The organism is Halorubrum sp. SD612 (genome assembly GCF_002135005.1).
This window is the reverse complement of sequence record NZ_NEWI01000155.1, coordinates 1-5472: the sequence shown is the minus strand read 5'-3', so window position 1 is coordinate 5472 and position 5472 is coordinate 1. Positions and strand designations below refer to the sequence as shown.

The window sequence follows — 5472 nt, the reverse complement described above, 5'->3', positions numbered from 1 at the left end:
GCGCGAGCGACTCGAAGCGTCCGAGCAGCCGCGTCCGCAGATCGACCCCGTGTTCCTCGTGGTGGGCGTGTTCGACCTCGGCCTTCAGCTTCGCCATGTCGACGCCGCTCGGGCAGTCCACCTTACAGCCCTTACAGCCGACACAGAGGTCCATCACCTCGGTGACGAACTCGTCGTCGGTCGGATCGTCGGGGAGTTCGCCGCTTATCGCCCCGCGGAGCATGTTCGCCCGGCCGCGAGTCGCCTGAATCTCCTCGTCGGCGGCGCGGTAGGTCGGGCACATCACGCCGCCGGTGGTCTCTTGGGGACCCCGGCAGCCGCCGCAGCCGTGACAGAGCTCGACCATCCCCTGCATCCCGTTGTCGACCGCCCACTCCATCGCGGGGTCGAAGCCGGCGTCGTACTCGTAGTCGGCGTCGAACCGGAGGTTCTCGCGCATGTCGAAGTCGCCGCAGACGTTCCCGGGGTTGAGCAGCCAGTCCGGGTCGAAGGCGGTCTTGAGGTCCCGGAACGACTCCCAGAGGTCGTCGCCGTACAGCTTCCGGTTCCACTGCGTCCGGGCGCGGCCGTCGCCGTGCTCGCCCGAGACGGACCCGCCGAGCCGGACCACGGCGTCGGTGACGCGGTCCGCGATGTCCACCATCGCGTCGACGTCGTCGACGTCCTTCGTGTTGATCAGCGGGCGGACGTGGAGCACGCCGGGGCCGGCGTGCGCGTAGAAGGTGGCGAACGTGTCGTTGTCCTCGAGGATCTGCTGGAACTCCCGGGTGTACTCGGGGAGGTGTTCCGGCGGGATGGCGCAGTCCTCGATGAAGGAGATGTGCTTCTCGTCGGTCGTGCGGGAGAGGAGGATCGGGAGGCCGGCCTTCCGCATCTTCCAGAACCGGTCGCGCTTCGCGGGGTCGTGGGCCTCCATCGCGTGGACCGCCCGGCGGGGGTGGCTCGTCGTCTCGGCGGCGCCGGACCGCGGTTCGGTCGCGGTGTCGACGGCCGGGCCGTCCGCGCCCTCCTCGCCGCCGACGCGGTCCGCGATCAGGTCCGCGACCTTCTGTTTGCCCGCCGCGTCGCTGTCGGCGTAGAACTCGACGAGCAGCACGGAGTCGGTCCCGTCGGGGAGCATGCCGACCACGTCCTCGAACTCCGGCGTGTCGGCCGCGAGTCCGAGGAGCACGTCGTCCATCACCTCCACGGCGGCGGGGTCGTGTTCGAGACACGCCGCCACGTCCTCCATCGCGTCGAGGAGGTCGGCGTAGGTGAGCAGCGCGACCGCCTTCGTCTCGGGGATCTCGACGAGCGAGACGGTCGCCTCGGTCACCGTCGCGAGGGTGCCCTCGCTGCCGGCCATGAGGCGCCCGAGGTTGACGACGCCCTCCTCGCCGTGCTCGCCGCGGTACTCGGCCAGCAGGCGGTCGAGGTTGTAGCCGGAGACGTTCCGCTTCAGCTCCGGGAACCGCTCGTCGATCCGATCGGCCTCCTCGTCGAGTATCCGGACGACCTCGGCGTGGATCCGCGGGAGGAGCTCGTCGGCGTCGGGGTCGGCGGACTCCCGGAGCTCCTCGACCGCGACCTCGCCGAACGTCGCCACGGTGCCGTCCGCGAGGACGACCTCCAGCTCCTCGACGTAGTGGTCGGTCTTCCCGTACTTCAGCGAGTGCGAGCCGGTGGAGTTGTTACCGATGGCGCCGCCGACCGCGGACTTGTCGCGCCACGCCGGGTCGGGCGCGAACTTCAGCCCGTCGCCCTCGACCGCGGCGTTGAGGTCGCCGACGTACGCACCGGCCTGAACGCGGGCCGTCTCCGCGGCCGGGTCCGTCGAGAGCACGTCGTCCATCTCGCCGGTGAGGTCGAGGACGACCGCCTCGTTGACGGTCTGCCCGGCGAGGGAGGTGCCGCCGCCCCGCGGGAGGACGGGGATCCCCTCCTCGAAGCAGTACTCGTGGACGGCCGCGACGTCCGCGGTCGACTCCGGGATCACGACGCCGATCGGGGTGGCCTCGTACGCCGAGGCGTCGGTCGCGTACAGCCGCTTCGAGTAGTCGTCGAACCGCACGTCGCCCGCGACGCGGCGGTCGAGCGCGTCCACGAGGTCGGGTCGCTCAACCGCGCCGCCGGTGTAGTCGAAGTCCCCGCCGTCCGTCGGGTCGGGACCCGGGGTGTTTGTCGCCATGGGAACCACTCACGGTCGAACCATGAAAAACCTCCTGCCGTCCGCGCGTCGCGGGAATTCGGTCCCACGCGCGCCGGCGGAAACCCCTTGCGTCTCGGGCGCAGTTCCCTCCAACGAGCCCCGTCTCGGGCGGGGTTCCCCCGCACGGGCTTCGCCGCGGGCGCAGTTCCTCGGTCCGGAAGCCGCCGCAACACCCATATGTCGGCCGGCGAACGAACCACCATGCCGCTCACAGACACGTCAACGTTCACCGGTCGGCTCGCCGACCTCGGCGTCGCGGTCTCCGCCGGACCGTCGGCGGAGTGCGCGGCCATGGCCGAGGCGGCCGCGGGCCAGCCGGCGGTCGGGGTCCCGCCCGCTCGGTCGGGTCCGGACGGGCTCGCCGACTCGCCGGCGTCGCTCCCGGACCGAATCGACACCGACCCGACGACCGCCGACTTGCGCGAGGCGCACACCGGGGTCACCGCTGCGTCGCTCGGCGTCGCCGCGTACGGGAGCGTCGCGCTCGAGGCCGACGCGGACGGGACGGAGCCGGTGAGCCTCTTCGTCGACCGCCACGTCGTCGTCCTCCGGGAGACCGACCTCGTCCCGGACATGGCCGACGCCTTCGACTGGCTCGGCCCGCGGGCGCGCGACGAGTCGGTCGACGTGGTGTTCGCGACCGGACCGAGCGCGACCGCGGACATGGGCGGGCTCGTCCACGGCGCGCACGGGCCGAAGGAGGTCCACGTGGTCCTGCTGCGCGACGGCGACGCGGACGATTCCGGGGGCGAGACCGCCGCCCCGGGGGCGGACCGATGAGCAGCGACACCCACCCGTCCGGGCGCGACGACGGTCCGGAGACCGCGGGCGCGAGCGATTCCGACCGCGAGACGAAGGCCGAGCGGATCCGCGAGCTGCTCGCGACGGAGGGCGAGGCGGTCGCGGCGAACACCCGCGGGTTCAACGAGGGACGCTACGAGTCGACCGGCCGCCTCGACGACTACGAGGCGCTGAAAGACGAGGCGCGCGCCATCAAAGAGGACGCTATCGAGCGGCTCCCGGAGCTCATCGACGAGGTGAGGGAGGCGGTGGAGGCGAACGGCGGGACCGTCTACCTCGCCGACGACGCGGCCGACGCGAACCGGTACGTCCGCGAGGTCGCGGCCGAGCGCGACGCCGATCGCGCGGTGAAATCGAAGTCGATGACCTCCGAGGAGATCGAGGTGAACGACGCGCTCGAGGCGGACGGCGTCGAGGTCGTCGAGACCGACCTCGGCGAGTGGGTGCTCCAGCTGGCCGACGAGGAGCCCTCGCACATCGTCGCGCCGGCCATCCACAAGTCCCGAGAGGGGATCGCCGAGCTGTTCGCGGAGCGGTTCGACCCCGACGACCCGCCGGAGACCGCCGAGGAGCTCACCATGTTCGCCCGCGAGCGACTGGGCGACCTGGTCGAGGGCGCCGACCTCGGGATGACCGGCGCGAACTTCGTCGCGGCCGACTCGGGCACCATGCTCTTAGTCACCAGCGAGGGGAACGCCCGGAAGACCGTGACGGCGACCGACACCCACGTCGCGGTCGCGGGCGTCGAGAAGCTCGTCCCGACCGTCGAGGAGTTCTCGCCGTTCGTCGAGCTGATCGGCCGGTCGGGGACCGGGCAGGACGTGACCTCCTACATCTCGACGCTCACGCCGCCGGTCGGCTCGCCGGTGCCGGACTTCGAGGACGACGCCGAGCCGCTCGCGGACGGCTCCGCCGACGACCGCGAGTTCCACCTCGTCCTGATCGACAACGGGCGCCTGGCGATGCGCGACGACGAGACGCTGAAGGAGACGCTGTACTGCATCCGCTGTTCGGCCTGCTCGAACGCCTGCGGCAACTTCCAGAGCGTCGGCGGCCACGCGTTCGGCGGCGAGACGTACTCCGGCGGGATCGCCACCGGCTGGGAGGCCGGCATCGAGGGGCTCGACACCGCGGCCGAGTTCAACGACCTCTGTACCGGCTGCTCGCGCTGCGTTCCGGCGTGTCCGGTCGGCATCGACATCCCGTGGATCAACACCGCGGTCCGGGACCGGATCAACCGCGGCGAGGCCGACGCGAGCCAGCTCGACTGGGCGTTCGAGGAGCTCGTCCCGGACGAGGAGCCCGGCGGGCTCGACCTCGGCACGCGGCTCGTGGGCAACTACGCGACGCTCGCGGAGTGGGGCCACAGGACGGCGCCGATCGCGAACCGCCTCGCGGACGCCGGCCCGCTGCGCGCGCTCGCCGAGCGGGTGGCCGGGATCGCCCGCCGGCGCGACCTCCCCGAGTTCGCCCGCCAGTCGCTCGTCGAGTGGTTCGAGGCGCGCGGCGGCCCCGCGGTCCCGGCCGACGAGGCGACCCGGCAGGCCGTCGTCTACCCCGACACCGCGACGAACTACGTCGACGTCGAGCGCGGGAAGGCGACCGTCAGGGCGCTGGAAGCGCTCGGGGTCCGCGTCCGCGTGCCGGACCTGCCCGGGAGCGGCCGCCCGCCCCTGTCGCAGGGGATGATAGCGACCGCCGAGGCCGCCGCCGAAGACCTGTACGCCGGTCTCGCGCCGCACCTCGACGCCGGCCGCGACGTGGTCGTGATCGAGCCGAGCGACCTCGCGACGTTCCGCCGCGAGTACGAGCGGTTCCTCCCGAGCGACTCCTACGAGCGCCTCGCGGACGCGAGCTACGACGCCATGGAGTACGCCTTCGGCCTGTTGGAGAACGGCGCCGACCCGGCGGCGCTGCGCGCGCCGATCGAGGGCACCGGCCCGGTCGCGTCGGGGAAGCGGATCGCCTACCACCCGCACTGTCAGGCCCGCACCGTCGAGGTGGGCGAGTACGCGACCGCGGTGTTCGAGCGGCTCGGCTACGACGTGCGCGTCTCCGACACGGAGTGTTGCGGGATGGCGGGCTCGTTCGGCTACAAGACCGACTACTACGAGCTGAGCATGGACGTCGGCGAGCCCCTCGTCGAGCAGTTCGGCGACACCGACCGCACCGTCGTCGCCGCCGGTACCTCCTGTACGGAACAGCTCGACGCCCTGCTCGACGCCGCGCCGACGCATCCGATCGAAGTGGTCGCACCTCGCGAGTGACGCCGGGGGCGGCGCGCGGCCCCGGCGACCGCGCGGGCTCCGCCCGCGTCCGACGCGCGTCGTTCGACAACGAACGCTTATTAGGCGCGCTCGTGACCGTATCGTGTATGAACGCAGCCCCCGAAGAGATCACGTCGCCCGTCGGCCGCGAGGTGTACTCCAGCAACGGCGTTTTCGTCGGCGACATGGAGGACATCCAGCTCGCCCCGCACGCCC

4 protein-coding genes are annotated in these 5472 nt (G+C 72.0%); 3 read left to right on the top strand and 1 reads right to left on the bottom strand.

Annotated elements, in window-relative coordinates:
* Nucleotides 1–2167: FAD-binding and (Fe-S)-binding domain-containing protein (locus B9G38_RS13860; RefSeq protein ID WP_086220747.1), on the bottom strand; the 2167-nt coding region annotated here is incomplete at its 3' end.
* A 222-nt stretch (nt 2168–2389) separates the two neighbouring features.
* Between B9G38_RS13860 and B9G38_RS13855 the strand changes: the two genes are divergently transcribed.
* The 3 genes from B9G38_RS13855 to B9G38_RS18825 all read left to right on the top strand — a co-directional run.
* Nucleotides 2390–2968 (top strand): LUD domain-containing protein, encoded by a 579-nt coding sequence (locus B9G38_RS13855; protein ID WP_086220746.1) that lies wholly within the window; start codon nt 2390–2392, stop codon nt 2966–2968.
* A complete protein-coding gene (locus B9G38_RS13850) occupies nt 2965–5256 on the top strand; it encodes an LUD domain-containing protein (RefSeq protein ID WP_086220745.1) in 2292 nt (763 codons plus the stop codon). Before B9G38_RS13855 ends, B9G38_RS13850 begins: the two co-directional genes overlap by 4 nt.
* Nucleotides 5257–5363: 107 nt before the next feature.
* On the top strand, nt 5364–5472 hold a 109-nt coding region (locus B9G38_RS18825), incomplete at its 3' end, for a PRC-barrel domain-containing protein (protein WP_394334929.1).

Excerpts from the sequence above, each read along its gene's own strand:
- B9G38_RS13850 (WP_086220745.1), top strand. The coding sequence starts at position 2,965 with ATGAGCAGCGACACCCACCCGTCCGGGCGCGACGACGGTCCGGAGACC.
- B9G38_RS13855 (WP_086220746.1), top strand. The coding sequence starts at position 2,390 with ATGCCGCTCACAGACACGTCAACGTTCACCGGTCGGCTCGCCGACCTC.